This window comes from Streptomyces sp. NPDC001100 (genome assembly GCF_053598575.1).
On sequence record NZ_JBSFKO010000031.1, the window covers coordinates 74,401 to 86,413 of the forward strand.

Consider the following 12,013-nt stretch of genomic DNA (forward strand, 5'->3'; position numbering starts at 1 on the left):
ACGCCCCCTTTCACCGGTACTCCGACAGCCTGCGCCCGATGCCCAGTACGGCGCCGGCCGCGCCGAGCACGGCGAGCACCGCGGCGCCGACGGTGAGGCCGGTCATGGCGTCCAGGCCGTCACCCGCGGACCGCTGGAACTCCTTGGTCTCGTGGGCCAGCGCCGTTTCCAGCGAGGCGTCCACGGCCTGGAAGCACTCGGCCGTCGCATCGTTCGCGCCGATGACACCGTCGCGGGCCGCCTGGTAGTCGCCCTCGGTGTTGTCCTTGCTGACCTGCTTGTGGCGGGAGATCCACACCAGCATGGAACTGTTGGCGACCGCGACGGGCTTACGGCCCGCGGAGTCGTCGGCGAGCGAGTCGGCCAGTTTCAGGCCCTTGCCCAGTGTGGCGATCTCGTGGTCGTAGCCCCAGTCGTAGGCGTCCACGACCTCGTCGTTCGCGAGCTTCTTCGTCTCCGCACCGCGGCTGATCAGGATCAGGTTCTCGTCACTGCGCGCCTTCAGGGAGGCGATGCGGGCGTCGTGCAGCACGTTGAGCGACTTGACCCCGTGGTCGTAGGAGTCGTTCAGGCCCGCGCGGGCGAAGGTGTGGCCGACGACCACCCACAGCAGGACGACCGCGGTGGTGGCGGAGGCGGCTACCAGGCCGTGGTTCAGCACCCGGTTGGTGCGCTGGTAGTTGCGCCGCTGAGCCCAGGCGAGACCGCCGAGCGCGACGAGCCCGAGGGCGATCGCGAACCACGGATACGGCTTCGCGTTCCCGTAGTCGGTGCTCAGCCGCGCGTTCTCGTTCTGGTAGAGCTGCTGGGCCTTCGGCAGCATCTTGTTCTGCATGGTGTCGTTCGCGGCGCGCAGATAGGCGCCGCCCACCGGGAAGCCCTGCCGGTTGTTCGCGCGGGCCGACTCGACCAGGCCCTTGTACTGCGGCAGGAGTTCGTTGAGATCCGTGATGATGGCCGCGGACGACGAGCCCGGGTCGGTGTTGGCGGCGGCCGTGACCAGCTTCGCGGCGGCCCTCTTGATGTCGCCCTCGTACGTGGCGCGGGTCTTCGGCGTCTCCTGCAGACCCGCCAGATATCCGGTGGCCGCCATGGTGTTGGCGTCCGCGAGCGAGCGGTAGATGTCGGCCGCGTCCGAGCTGAGCGGCTGGCTGTGGTGGAGCACGTCGTCGGCCGCGGTGGCCCGGCTGTTGGTCTGCCAGGCGGTGACCGCGCCGAACGCCACCACCAGTACGGCCAGCAGCGCGCCGATGGCCCGCAGCCGGCCCGGCTCGGTGACGGCCGCAGCGCGCAGCCGGTCGACGCCCTCGGCGATCGCCGTACGGCGCGCGGGTTCCGCGTCCGGCGTACGCCGGGGCGCGGGCGCCCCCGGCCGGCCCGGCTGCGGTGGCAGCACGGGCATCGTGGGCACACCGGAGCCCGGTGGCGCCGTACTGCTCTTCGGCGGTTGTGTCACCGCTGACCTCCCCCAGGGTCATCCCGTCGCCGCAAGTATCGCCGCCAGGACTGACATTCCGCACGGGCCTTCACTGGATCTTGATCGGATCGCAGCGTGATGACCGGATTTCCGGCACCACACAACGCCCCCCACCGCCCCCTTGTCCATGAATACGCCGTGGGAATCTGTTCGGTTCCCGGGTGTCAGTGCTCGTAGTACCCCCGCGCCCGCACATGCGCCTCGGGCGGAACTCCCACGTGGTCCAGGCCCAGCAGCACCGAGCCGAGGACCGGTGGCGCCGTCACCACCGTCGCCACCGCCTTGGGTGCCCGGGCGGCCAGCAACTCCCTTATACCGTCGTCCAGTTGGGGATGCCGGGCGGCGAGGACACTGCCGCCGAGCAGCACCGGTGCCTCCTCGTCGAGCAGCTCCAGGCGGGTCAGCGCGACCGTCGCCATCGCCACCACCTCCTCGGCCAGCCGGTCGACGATGGAGCGGGCCACCGGGTCGCCGTCCACCGCCGTCGCGAACAGCACCGGCGTCAACTCGTGCCGGCGGCGGTGCGCGACGTGTTCGAGGTGCAGGGCTTCGAGCAGGTCGTACATCGAGTCCATGCCGAAGTACGCCGGGAGCGTGCGCGCCAGGGCCGTAGGGCCGCCGCGGCCGTCCTCGGCGCGGGCCGCGTGCCACAGGGCCTCCTCCGCCAGGCCCCAACCGCCGCCCCAGTCACCGGAGATACGGCCCAGCGCCGGGAAGCGGGCGGTACGGCCGTCGGGCCGCATGCCGACGCAGTTGATGCCGGCCCCGCACACGACGGCGACGCCGCGCGGCTCGGGGATGCCCGCCCGCAGCACCGCGAACGTGTCGTTGCGCACCTCCACACTCGTGCCCCACCCGCGCGCGTGCAGCGCGGCGGCCAACTGCTCCTCCTCCACCGGGAAGTCGGCGTTGGCGAGACAGGCCGACACATGCCGGACCGCGCTCACCCCCGAGTCCGCGAAGGCGTGGACGACGGCCTCGGCGACGTTGTCCACGGCCGCCCCGATGCCCACGACCGGGGGCCGGAACCCGCCGCCGCGGGCCGTGGCGAGGATCTCCCCGTCGGCCGCCACGACCGCGACGTCGGTCTTGCTGTTGCCCGCGTCGATGGCGAGGACACTTGCGGTCAGGCCCACGCGAGGTGCTCCCGGTTGTGCGCGATCAGCTGGTCGGTCAGGGCTTCGGCGTACTCGTACTGGCCGATCAGGGGATGCGAGAGCAGCGCCCGGAAGACCCGGTCCCGGCCACCGCGCAGCGCGGCCTCCAGGGCGAGGTCCTCGTACGCCGTCACGTTGGCCATCAACCCCGCGTACAGCGGGTCGACTTCGGCCACGTCGAGCGGCATCGCACCCTTCGCGCCGACGGCGGCCTGCACCTCGATGACTGCGTCGTCCGGCAGGAACGGCAGCGTCCCCCTGTTGTACGTGTTCACCACCTGGTAGGGACTCCCGCCCCCGCCGAGCAGAGAGGCCGCGAGGTCGACGGCGGCCTCGGAGTAGTAGGCCCCGCCGCGCTTGGCGAGCAGCGCGGGCTTCTCGTCGAGCGCCGGATCGGCGTACATCTTGAGCAACTCGCGTTCCATCTCGGCCACTTGGGAGGCCCGCGACGGCTTCGTGCGGAGTTCCCGTACGACCTCGTCGTGCGCGTAGAAGTACCGCAGGTAGTACGACGGGACGACGCCGAGCCGGTCGAGCAGCACCCGGGGCAGGCTCAGGTCGGCGGCGATGTCGTCGCCGAACTCGCCGAGCAGCTTGGGCAGGACATTCTCGCCCTCGGGGCCCCCGAGCCGCACACCGGTCTCCCAGGTGAGGTGGTTGAGGCCCACATGGTCGAGGTGCACGTCGGTCGGGGTGACCCCGAGAAGTCCGGCGAACTTCCGCTGGAAGCCGATCGCCACATTGCACAGCCCGACCGCCTTGTGGCCGGCCTGGAGCAGGGCGCGGGTCACGATCCCCACCGGGTTGGTGAAGTCGATGATCCAGGCGTCCGGGTTGGTACGGCGGACCCGTTCCGCGATGTCGAGGACCACCGGCACGGTGCGCAGCGCCTTGGCGAGGCCGCCCGCGCCGGTCGTCTCCTGACCGACGCAGCCGCACTCCAGCGGCCAGGTCTCGTCCTGCTCGCGGGCGGCCTGTCCGCCGACCCGGAGCTGGAGCAGCACCGCGTCGGCGCCCTCGACACCGGCGTCCAGGTCGTCCGTCGTCACGATCCTCCCGGGGTGCCCCTGCTTGGCGAAGATCCGGCGGGCCAACCCGCCCACCAGCTCCAGGCGTTCGGGTGCCGGGTCGACGAGGACCAGTTCCTCGACGGGCAGGGTGTCCCTCAACCGGGCGAAACCGTCGATGAGTTCGGGTGTGTAGGTCGAGCCTCCGCCGACCACGGTGAGTTTCATACGGGGTTAACCCTTCACTCCGGTGAGCGTGACGCCCTCGACGAACGCCTTCTGGGCGAAGAAGAACACGAGGATCACGGGGGCCATGACCAGCACGGTCGCGGCCATGGTGAGGTTCCAGTCGGTGTGGTGCGCGCCCTTGAACGACTCCAGGCCGTAACTCAGCGTCCAGGCACCGGGGTTCTCCGACGCGTAGATCTGCGGCCCGAAGTAGTCGTTCCAGGCGTAGAAGAACTGAAAGAGCGCGACGGCCGCGATCCCCGGCTTGGCCATCGGCAGGACCACCCGCACGAGCGTCTTGAACTCGCCGCAGCCGTCGACCTTCGCCGCGTCCAGGTACTCGTTCGGGATGGTCATCAGGAACTGGCGCAGCAGGAAGATCGAGAACGCGTCCCCGAACGCCATCGGGATGATCAGCGGCCACAGCGTGCCCGACAGGTCCAACTGCTTGGCCCAGAACAGGTACATGGGGATGATCACGACCTGCGGCGGCAGCATCATCATCGAGATGACCAGCATCAGGGACAGATTCCTGCCCCGGAAGCGGAACTTGGCGAGCGCGTACGCCACCGGGATCGACGACACGACGGTCAGGACGGTGCCGAGACCGGCGTAGATCAGCGTGTTCTTCCACCAGGTGAGGAAGCCCGGGGTGTCGAAGACCTTGCGGTAGTTGCCCCACTCCCAGGTGTGCGGGATCAGGTCGCGGCTCAGGGCCTGGCTGTCGCTCATCAGCGAGGTCAGGAACACGAACACGAAGGGGAGCGTGAAGAAGAGCGCTGCGGCGACGCCGAGCGAGTGGACCGCGATCCACTCCATGAGCGCCTTGCGGCGGGCGGTGCGCTCGGCGGGGGTCACCGGTGCCCGCAACTCCACGGGCTTGTCCAGTACTTGGGCCATGGGTCAGTCACCTGCCAGGTTGAGGCCGCCCCGGCGCCGCATCAGGAACGCGGTGAACACCATCGACAGGGCGAACAGGACGAGTGCCACCACGCAGGCCGAGCCGTAGTCGAAGCGCTGGAAGCCGAGGTTGTAGACGAGCTGGGGAAGGGTGAGCGTGGACTTCTCCGGGTAGCCGGGCTCGAACTGCGTGCCGGCGCCCTGGATGACGCCGGACGCGACCTTCCCGGCGATGAGCGGCTGTGTGTAGTACTGCATGGTCTGGATCACGCCGGTGACCACGGCGAACATCACGATGGGCGAGATGTTCGGCAGCGTGACGAACCGGAACCGCTGCCAGGCCGAGGCACCGTCCAACTCGGCCGCCTCGTACTGCTCTTGGGGCACGTCGAGCAGCGCGGCCATGAAGATGACCATGAGGTCGCCGATGCCCCAGAGGGCGAGCAGGGTGAGGGCGGGCTTGGACCAGGTGGGGTCGTTGAACCAGCCCGGGGCCGGGATGCCGACCTTCTCCAGGATCGAGTTGACCGGCCCGGTACCGGGGTTGAGGAGGAACGCGAACGCCATCGTCGCGGCCACCGGCGGGGCGAGGTACGGCAGGTAGAAGAGCGTGCGGAACACGCCCGTCGCCGTCTTGATCTTGGTGATCAACAGGCCGACGCCCAGGCCGAACACGACCCGCAGCGAGACCATCACCACGACCAGCCAGAGGGTGTTGCGCATCGCGGGCCAGAAGTACGGATAGTTCTTGAAGACGTACGTCCAGTTCTTCGTCCCGACCCACGTCGGCGGCTTGAAGCCGTCGTAGTGCATGAACGAGAAATAGACCGTCGAGATCAGCGGATACGCGAAGAAGACCGCGAAGCCGATCAGCCAGGGCGACATGAAGGCGAGTGTGCGGAGCGCCGAACGGCGGCGCTTCGACGCCAGAGTAATGGTGCTCATCGCGTCGCTACTTCGCCTGCGCGATGTCCGTGTCGATCTGCTTGGCCGTGCTCTTCAGGGCCGAGTCGAGATCCTTGACCTTGCCGCTCTCGTAGTCGTATCCGAGGTTCTGGATGGTCGTCAGATACACACCGCCGTTGATGGAGGCGGGACTTGTCGTCGAGTACTGGTTCGACGCGATGTCCAGGAAGGTCTTGAAGCGCGGGTCGTACTTCAGCTTCGGGGACTTGAGGGCGGCCAGCGTGGAGGGCACGTTGTGGATGCCGTTGGAGAAGTTCACCACCGCGTCCGTGTCCGTGGTGATGTACTTGACGAACTCCCAGGCCGCGTTCTGCTTCTTGCTGTTGGCGGCGATACCGGCGATCGTGCCGGTGATGTAGCCCTTGCCGTACTGGGCGACCTGGTCGTCCGGGACGGGCAGTGGGGCAACTCCTATGTCCAGCTTGGGATTCGCGGCCGTGGCCATTCCCAGCCGCCACTCGCCGTCGAGCTGCATCGCGACCTGACCGGTGTGGAAGGGGTGCTTGTCGCCCCACTCGTCGCCGAGCGTGGAGCGGTAGCTCTCCAGCTTCTTGAAGCCGCCGAGTTCGTCGACGAGCTTCTTCTGGAGGGTGAAACCGGCCTTGAACGCGGGGTCCGTGGCGAGCGTCGACTTTCCGCTCTTGTCGAAGTACGTCGGCGAGAACTGCGCGAAGTAGTGCTCGGTGGTGGTCTCCCAGCCGTGGTAGTCCGGCATGAACCCGAGCTGCGAGTAGGTGTCGCCCTTGCTGATCGTCAACTTCTTCGCGTCGGCCTCGAATTCGGACCACGTCTTCGGCGGGCTGGTGATGCCCGCCTTCTTGAACTCCGTCTTGTTGTAGTAGAGCCCGTACGCGTCGCCCAGCAGGGGAGCGGTGCAGCGGTTGCCGTCGAACTGGGTGTACTCGTTCATCGCCTTCGGGAACGTCGTCTCCGGGTCGATGCCGTCCTTCTTGAAGAAGGGGTTGAGATCGACCAGGGCGCCCGAGGAACAGAACTTGCCCACGTTGTTGGTGGTGAAGGACGAGATCACGTCCGGGGACTTGCCGCCGCCGGTGCGCAGCGCCTGGTTGATCTTGTCGTCCGTCATGTTGCCGACGACGTTCACATGGATGTTGGGGTGCGCCTTCTCGAACCCGGCGACCAGCGACTTCACGGCGCTCAGCTCGGAGGCCGCGCTCCAGGCGTGCCAGAAGTTGATCGTGACGTCCTTCGACGCGTCGTCGGAGGCACCGGACGAGGACTGGCCGGTACAGGCGGTGGCGAGGAGGGCGAAGGAGGCGGAGGCGGCGAGCGCGACAGCCGCTTTCCGGGATGATACGGACATCTTCCGGGACGTTCCGGGCATGGCAAGGTCTCCCAAGGGCGGGGCGGGGCGAGGTGGTTGGGGAAGCCGGGTGGGTCGGGGTGGGCCGAAACCGGTCTGGGGGAACCGGAGTCGGTACGGAGGACCGGGTCGGTCGGGTGGGATCAGCGCGAGGTGTCGAAGACCTCGTCGCGGGTCGTAGCCAGCGCGCTTTCCAACGCGCCGCGCAGCACGGGCTGTTCATGGACGTCGCCGACGACGAGCCGGGGCCGGGACGCCGCCAGCTCCTCCAACTCGGCCTGGACGAGGGCACGCAGCGGTTCGCCGCCGGCGGTCAGCGAGGCACCGCTGAGGACGACGAGTTCGGGGTCGAGTACGGAGACGAGCGAGGCGAGACCGGTCGCGAGGTGGGTCGCGTAGATCTCCAGGAGCCGCCGCCGGGGGCCGGTGGTGTGGTCGGCGGCGGTGGCGACGAGGGCGGCGGCGACCTCGGCGTAGGGACCCGTCGGAATCTCGGTGATGCCGAGTTCGCGGGCGAGCTGGGGCAGGGCCTGGGAGCCCGCCAGTGCCTGGTAACCGCCGCTGTTGGCCTTGGTCACCTGGCGGACCAGGGGCGCGCCGGGCACCGGCAGGAAGCCGACCTCGCCCGCGCCGCCGGTCCAGCCGCGGTGCAGCCGGCCGCCGAGGACCAGGGCGGCGCCGAGGCCGCCCTCGTTCCACAGCAGCACGAAGTCGCCGTGCCCGCGGGCCGCGCCGAGCCGCTGCTCGGCTATGGCGACGAGGTTGACGTCGTTCTCGTACTCCACCGGCATCGGCAGCGCGGCGGCGAGTTCGTCGAGCAGAGCGGGGGAGTGCCAGCCCGGCAGGTGCGAGGCGTACCGCAGCCGCCCGGTGTTCGGGTCGAAGGCGCCGGGCGTGCCGATGACCAGGCGGTGCACGTCACCACGGGCCAGCCCGGCCGCCTTGACGGCCCCGTCGAGGGCGTCGGTGACCTGTTGCACGACGGGCTGGGCGGGCCGCCGGCCGGGGGTGGCGAGCTCGAACTCGCCCACCGTGCGGCCGGTGACATCGGCGACGGCGGCACGGATGCGCTCCGGCGTGACGTCGAGCCCGGCGGCGTACGCGGCGCCCGGATTGACCACGTACAGCTGGGCGTTGGGCCCCGGCCGCCCCTCGCTGGTCCCCGTGGCGAGCACGAGTCCCGCCGCTTCGAGGCGTGCGAGCAGCTGGGAGGCGGTCGGCTTGGAGAGCCCGGTGAGCTTGCCGATCCGGGTGCGGGAGAGCGGGCCGTGCTCCAGGAGGAGGTCCAGGGCGGCGCGGTCGTTCATGGCGCGCAGGACGCGGGGGGTGCCGGGGGTACCCGTGCCCGGGGTACCGGAGGTTCCTGCCATGTCGACGCCACCTGCCTCTCGAACTCTCGAACCACCCAGCGTGTCATGTGATCACTGTTAGGAAAGTTTCCTATTGGGTGGGAGGAACGTAAGCCCGGGACGAAGGGGGCGTCAATAGACACCGCCCCCGAGGCAACAGACTCGTTACCTGCGGGGGCGGTGGGAGAGGAGCCGGTGTTACTTCTTGTCCTACTGAACGTCGATGTAGTCGCCGGCAGCGGTGGCCGCGCCGGTGGTGGAGGTGCCGGCGAAGACGTAGCGGAAGTAACCGTCCTTGGTCGCCTTCACCGTCGTCTTCAGCGCGCCGCCGGTGCTGGAGGTGACCGTCTTCACGGTGGTGTAGGTGCTCGAACCCTTCGCCCGGAACTGCAACTTGGCGGGCTGGGACACATAGCCGGTGTAGACCTCGTTCTCCCAGTCGGCGCGGGTCAGCCTGCCGGTGACGGTGATGGTCCTGCCCTTCTTCACCGGCTCGGGGGCTGCGTTGGCGGTGAGCTTGGCCGCCCGCTGCACCTTGACCTTGCCCTTGCCGCCCCAGGCCGCGAAGTCGGTCGACGAGCTGATCTTGTCGTCGGAGTCGTCGTTGTCGACGTCGATGTGGCCGTAGAAACCGCCGACGTTCCAGGTGGTCGCGTCGGCGGCCTCGTACAGACTCTCCTGCGGGTCGATCGTGATCGTGTCGGAGCAGGACTCGGTGACCGTGGTGTCCGTCGTCGCCGTCGTCTTGCAGGTCGGCGCGAGGGTGCTCTCGATGTCGTTGTCCATGGCGGCGAGCCGGCCGCGGTAGAGCATGATCCCCGCGAACGTCGTCTTGCTGTCGATGACCAGGTCCGACGGCCGGGTCAGCGTGTACGTCACGGGCACCTTCACCGCGGCGGTGGTGCCGACGACGATCGCCTTCCCCTTGTTGACCGTCACACCCGATTGTTGACCGTCACACCCGAGAAGACCAGATCCGGCGTCGCGGCCTGCGCGAGCGGCGCGGCCAGACCGGTCAGGGCCAGGGCACCGGTCAGGGCGGCACCGATGGCGAGTTTTCTCATTCTTGTCCCCACATTCGAAACGGACCCCTGGGCGTTGCGCTCCAGAACAAGGGCCTGTCGTGGGGCGACCTTAGGCATGAGGGGGCTGCGGGGGAAATGAGATCAACCTGTGAAGGTGATCGCGTCACGGCTTCGTCACGATGGGGAAAGCGGCAGGTGGGAGCGGGTGGCGGGGATTCGACTGATCTGCCGCAATTGCGAGGCCTGTTGGGCGCTTTTTCAGCCGCTGCGACTCTGCCGGCGAGGCCGATTCGTAATGTCACTGCCGACGCCTGCCAGCCACCTCACAGAATTCTGACTTTTGATCAACCGCGTTCGCGGAATGCGGGGAAAGGCGAGAGGGGTGCGGGCATGAGTGTGTTGGCCGAGTGTCGGCAGGAGGCGGGAAGCATGCCCGCCGTCAACGTCGTACGGGTCGCATGGGCTGTAGCGGTACGCCCGTCGCTGCGACGACGGGCCCGCACCGCGGGTGTCCCCCTCGCCCCCGACGCCCTCGCCCGCCGCCAGACACGCCAACTCCGCGTGCTCCGGCCCTCCGTGGGCTGGCCCGACCGGATGCGCACGGAACTGAAGGCGTCGGACCGCGCCTCCGTCACCGCGGAGAAGGGCCGCGAGGAGGTCTGGTTCCAGTGGCGCCCGGGCCTCCGCAGACACACGGTCTGGGGCTCGATCACCCTCGACGAGGCGGCGGGGACGGTGCTGCTGGACCTTCGTGAGGGGGCGGCCTATACGGGGGTTTCGGGGGTGCGGCCGGGGGCGTCCTTCGTGGCGTTGTGTCAGGTGGCCGGGGGGCTGGGGCTGGTGGGGGCCGAGGGCTGATCCGCCCGGGAAAATGAGCGGCAGGGGCCCCGGGTGCGCGGTACGGTGCGCCGATGTCTGCGATCAAGAAGTTCCAAGTCACCTTTGACTGCGCGGAACCGGAGCGCGTCGCCCGCTTCTGGTGCGAAGCGCTGGGGTACGTCATGCCGGCGCCACCGGAGGGGTTCACCACCTGGGACGACTTCAACCGCACCCTGCCTCCCGAGAAGCGGGGAGCGTGGTCCGCCTGCAGTGACCCCTCGGGCGTGGGCCCGCGCCTGTACTTCCAGCGCGTCCCCGAAGGCAAGACCGTCAAGAACCGGGTGCATCTCGACGTCCGGGTCGGTACCGGGCTCGTCGGGGACGAGCGCCTCGCCGCGCTCGAAGCCGAGTGCGCACGTCTGGTCGCGCTCGGCGCGACCCACGTGCGGACGCTGTACGCCGACGAGGAGAACGAGTCGTGCATCCCGATGCTGGACGTCGAGGGCAACGAGTTCTGTATCGACTGAGCATCGACGAGGCGGGAGTCGGCCTATCAGGGCGCGTGAGGTACGGCCCGCCTCCCTCATCGCGGCCGATGGAGCCTTTCAAGCGGTCCCACGCGAAGGTGCGGGCACTGCACGTTTCGATGGTGTTCGAAAGGATGGCTGGTATCCACGGTCGGCCCCTACGGTGTGGCGCGAAGAGGTCGGCCACAGCGAATTGCGTCGGTCGACCGAGCGGCAGGTCCTCACGGGCGTCTGCTCGAATGGGCGTTGAAGTGGGGCCCCAGGCAGGGAGACTTCTGGATGCAGTTGCTCAAAAAGCACGTGACCCGTACAGCTGTGGCTCTCGCTCTTGGGATCGGCGCGCTCGTCGGCGGCTCCAGCACTGCTTCGGCTGCCGACGTCCATCCCCAGTACGTGACCTACAAGTGCGATGCCGGGCGGGCCTGCGTATACGACACTTCCGGAGGCGTCTGGAATATGGACGGCTGCGGAGACAACTGGATCTACGGCCGTTTCAACTATGCCCGGGCCCACGGCAACAGCTTCACTGTGTATTACGTGAACGGCACGTGGGATTACGTCTGGGCAGGGGGCCAGCGGACCCTGGACGGCAACAACTACGTCGAGCGAGTGCACGTGAACTGCTGAGCGCCGACGACAAAAGCAGCCCCCTCCAGCTTTGCGGAAGGGGGCTGCCTCCTTGACCGGCCCCTCGCCGCCACGACCGGAGGGTGGCGGACCCATGTGTCCCTGCTGCTGGAGCTGGGCAGCCTCAGATGTGCCGATCAGGGCGCAGGACGCTTGGACGCATGGACGCTTGGGGGCCTCGTGAACGTAGCAGCTCTGCTTGTCTCCGTCGGTGCTCTGCTGGTGTCAGGAGCGGCTTCGTATCGTCAGCTCAAGCTGGCTGCGCATGCCAATACCTTGCCCGTTCTGGTGGAACTGTTTCGGGAGCACAGAAGCGCCCATCTTGCGGAAGCGCGCCGGTTTGTGCATCAGGAATTACCTGGTCGCGATGTTTCGGACGGCTTGCAGAGCCTGTCTCCTGAAGAGCTCAAGATGGTACGCGATTTGGCGTGATTCTACGACAACCTCGGAGCTCTCGTAGCTCATGGGATTGTCGATATTGGCCCAGTCTCTGGATATCTGGGCGGATCTGTGATCTCCACCTGGGAGAGCATGGCGCCACTTGTAGTCGCTCATCGCGCTCGAAGGCAGGCGGTAGGACGGGACGGCGACGCGGAATGGCAGGGGT

General features: G+C 68.3%; 13 protein-coding genes. 4 read left to right on the forward strand and 9 right to left on the reverse strand.

From position 1 onward, the window contains the following. Positions 1-10 precede the first annotated feature (10 nt). The 9 genes from ACWDEW_RS34975 to ACWDEW_RS35015 all read right to left on the reverse strand — a co-directional run bounded on the left by ACWDEW_RS34975 (position 11) and on the right by ACWDEW_RS35015 (position 9,472). Positions 11-1,456, reverse strand: a complete 1,446-nt coding sequence (locus ACWDEW_RS34975; RefSeq protein ID WP_450518303.1) for a hypothetical protein — start codon at positions 1,454-1,456, stop codon at positions 11-13. Positions 1,457-1,641: 185 nt separating this feature from the next. Further along, complete coding sequence (locus ACWDEW_RS34980) at positions 1,642-2,613, reverse strand: N-acetylglucosamine kinase (RefSeq protein ID WP_450518305.1); 972 nt, start codon at positions 2,611-2,613, stop codon at positions 1,642-1,644. After that, positions 2,604-3,869 (reverse strand): 6-phospho-beta-glucosidase, encoded by a 1,266-nt coding sequence (locus ACWDEW_RS34985; protein WP_450518307.1) that lies wholly within the window; start codon positions 3,867-3,869, stop codon positions 2,604-2,606. Before ACWDEW_RS34985 ends, ACWDEW_RS34980 begins: the two co-directional genes overlap by 10 nt. 6 nt (positions 3,870-3,875) lie before the next feature. Continuing rightward, entirely contained in the window at positions 3,876-4,769 is an 894-nt protein-coding gene (locus tag ACWDEW_RS34990) for a carbohydrate ABC transporter permease (RefSeq protein WP_019065642.1), read from the reverse strand. Between the two features lie 3 nt (positions 4,770-4,772). Continuing rightward, positions 4,773-5,714, reverse strand: coding sequence for a carbohydrate ABC transporter permease (locus ACWDEW_RS34995; protein ID WP_262058107.1), 942 nt, complete (start codon positions 5,712-5,714; stop codon positions 4,773-4,775). 7 nt (positions 5,715-5,721) lie between these two features. Further along, entirely contained in the window at positions 5,722-7,059 is a 1,338-nt protein-coding gene (locus ACWDEW_RS35000) for an ABC transporter substrate-binding protein (protein WP_450518309.1), read from the reverse strand. A 143-nt stretch (positions 7,060-7,202) separates the two neighbouring features. Continuing rightward, positions 7,203-8,429: an ROK family transcriptional regulator gene (locus tag ACWDEW_RS35005; RefSeq protein ID WP_359614242.1), complete on the reverse strand. Its 1,227-nt coding sequence runs from the start codon at positions 8,427-8,429 to the stop codon at positions 7,203-7,205. A gap of 189 nt (positions 8,430-8,618) precedes the next feature. Beyond that, on the reverse strand, positions 8,619-9,347 hold the full coding sequence (locus tag ACWDEW_RS35010) for a hypothetical protein (protein ID WP_450518310.1): 729 nt from the start codon (positions 9,345-9,347) through the stop codon (positions 8,619-8,621). After that, positions 9,344-9,472: a hypothetical protein gene (locus tag ACWDEW_RS35015; protein WP_450518311.1), complete on the reverse strand. Its 129-nt coding sequence runs from the start codon at positions 9,470-9,472 to the stop codon at positions 9,344-9,346. Before ACWDEW_RS35015 ends, ACWDEW_RS35010 begins: the two co-directional genes overlap by 4 nt. A 390-nt stretch (positions 9,473-9,862) precedes the next feature. On the opposite strand from ACWDEW_RS35015, the gene ACWDEW_RS35020 reads away from it, so the two are divergent. The 4 genes from ACWDEW_RS35020 to ACWDEW_RS35035 all read left to right on the forward strand — a co-directional run bounded on the left by ACWDEW_RS35020 (position 9,863) and on the right by ACWDEW_RS35035 (position 11,838). Further along, complete coding sequence (locus ACWDEW_RS35020) at positions 9,863-10,291, forward strand: hypothetical protein (protein WP_450518313.1); 429 nt, start codon at positions 9,863-9,865, stop codon at positions 10,289-10,291. Between the two features lie 53 nt (positions 10,292-10,344). After that, positions 10,345-10,779, forward strand: a complete 435-nt coding sequence (locus ACWDEW_RS35025) for a VOC family protein (RefSeq protein WP_450518315.1) — start codon at positions 10,345-10,347, stop codon at positions 10,777-10,779. Between the two features lie 279 nt (positions 10,780-11,058). Continuing rightward, positions 11,059-11,406, forward strand: a complete 348-nt coding sequence (locus tag ACWDEW_RS35030; RefSeq protein WP_450518317.1) for a hypothetical protein — start codon at positions 11,059-11,061, stop codon at positions 11,404-11,406. A 96-nt stretch (positions 11,407-11,502) separates the two neighbouring features. Then, positions 11,503-11,838, forward strand: a complete 336-nt coding sequence (locus ACWDEW_RS35035; RefSeq protein ID WP_450518319.1) for a hypothetical protein — start codon at positions 11,503-11,505, stop codon at positions 11,836-11,838. Positions 11,839-12,013: the final 175 nt, after the last annotated feature.

Coding starts and splice junctions, on each gene's coding strand:
- ACWDEW_RS34985 (WP_450518307.1), bottom strand. CDS start 3,869: ATGAAACTCACCGTGGTCGGCGGAGGCTCGACCTACACACCCGAACTC.
- ACWDEW_RS34990 (WP_019065642.1), bottom strand. CDS start 4,769: ATGGCCCAAGTACTGGACAAGCCCGTGGAGTTGCGGGCACCGGTGACC.
- ACWDEW_RS34995 (WP_262058107.1), bottom strand. CDS start 5,714: ATGAGCACCATTACTCTGGCGTCGAAGCGCCGCCGTTCGGCGCTCCGC.
- ACWDEW_RS35000 (WP_450518309.1), bottom strand. CDS start 7,059: ATGTCCGTATCATCCCGGAAAGCGGCTGTCGCGCTCGCCGCCTCCGCC.
- ACWDEW_RS35005 (WP_359614242.1), bottom strand. CDS start 8,429: ATGGCAGGAACCTCCGGTACCCCGGGCACGGGTACCCCCGGCACCCCC.
- ACWDEW_RS35015 (WP_450518311.1), bottom strand. CDS start 9,472: ATGAGAAAACTCGCCATCGGTGCCGCCCTGACCGGTGCCCTGGCCCTG.
- ACWDEW_RS35020 (WP_450518313.1), top strand. CDS start 9,863: ATGCCCGCCGTCAACGTCGTACGGGTCGCATGGGCTGTAGCGGTACGC.
- ACWDEW_RS35025 (WP_450518315.1), top strand. CDS start 10,345: ATGTCTGCGATCAAGAAGTTCCAAGTCACCTTTGACTGCGCGGAACCG.
- ACWDEW_RS35030 (WP_450518317.1), top strand. CDS start 11,059: ATGCAGTTGCTCAAAAAGCACGTGACCCGTACAGCTGTGGCTCTCGCT.